This window comes from Pantoea sp. Pa-EAmG, assembly GCF_030024295.1.
Classification (GTDB): Bacteria; Pseudomonadota; Gammaproteobacteria; order Enterobacterales; family Enterobacteriaceae; genus Pantoea; species Pantoea dispersa.
The window spans coordinates 1-903 of record NZ_JASEWO010000380.1 but is presented as its reverse complement, the minus strand read 5'-3'; the positions used below and the strand labels follow the sequence as shown (position 1 = coordinate 903).

The 903-nt window shown below is 41.5% G+C and carries 2 pseudogenes; both read left to right on the top strand.

The window, feature by feature from the left end:
• Positions 1-108, top strand: a pseudogene (gene fliR, locus QMM04_RS22780) (flagellar biosynthetic protein FliR); the annotation flags it as partial.
• Positions 109-735: 627 nt separating this feature from the next.
• Positions 736-903, top strand: a pseudogene (locus tag QMM04_RS22775) (transcriptional regulator RcsA); the annotation flags it as partial.

Genomic DNA, 903 nt, shown 5'->3' with positions numbered 1-903 from the left:
AGCCTGGGTATGATGATGCCACTGCTCGCCCCCTTCTGCGAACATCTCTTCGGCGAAGTCTTTGATTTACTCGCGCAGTTTGTGTCAGAACTCTCCCGCGCACGCTAGTTAACGATTCTGTAGAAGTTCTTATGCGATAGTTAAGTATTCAAAATCAATCTGTGCATTTTTCGAACCATATTTCTCAGAAATCAACTGAGGTTATTCTGATAAATGCGCATTTCAGGTGAAAATTATTCTTATTAAACCGCGCTTCGCGTATTTTAGTCAGACGATTCCTAAGGTGGAAAACCTTGTGAATTGGTTGAAAAAATGCTCAAAGGGCTGTTTTTAAACAAAAAAAATTTTACAGCGATTTTTCTTGTCTAAATCCCTTTTTTACGGCATTGTCAACACTCGCTGAAACGTCACACTTTCGCGATTCAAATGTTTTTAAGAATTGTCCTATCAGATTTGTCTGTGACTTGCGCGATAGTGACAGGGCTCTCAAAACAGAGCGAAAGAAACACATAAACCAAATTCCCGGCGATTCCCACTATCGCGGGGACAAGAGTGACGTGGAAGTAACACAATAAACTTCGCAGAACGGGTCAGGGACGAGTCAAGATGGCGCAGGAATGCATTACGCCAGTCTGCCGAGCAGAATAAAAAAGTGTCTTTGGAAATCTCTCTCGTACCGCAAACGCGTATTCATCGTTGATTTAAACGGATAACAAATTGGTGAGGGTCGCTATAATGCCAACGATTATTATGGATTCATGTAACTACACACGCCTGGGTTTGTCAGACTATATGTCGGCAAAAGGAGTCAAAAAGAAAAATATTACTTCCGTGTCTGACATCGAACAATTGCAACAACGGTGTGAGCAATTAAAACCGGGCGTAGTATTTATTAACGAAGAA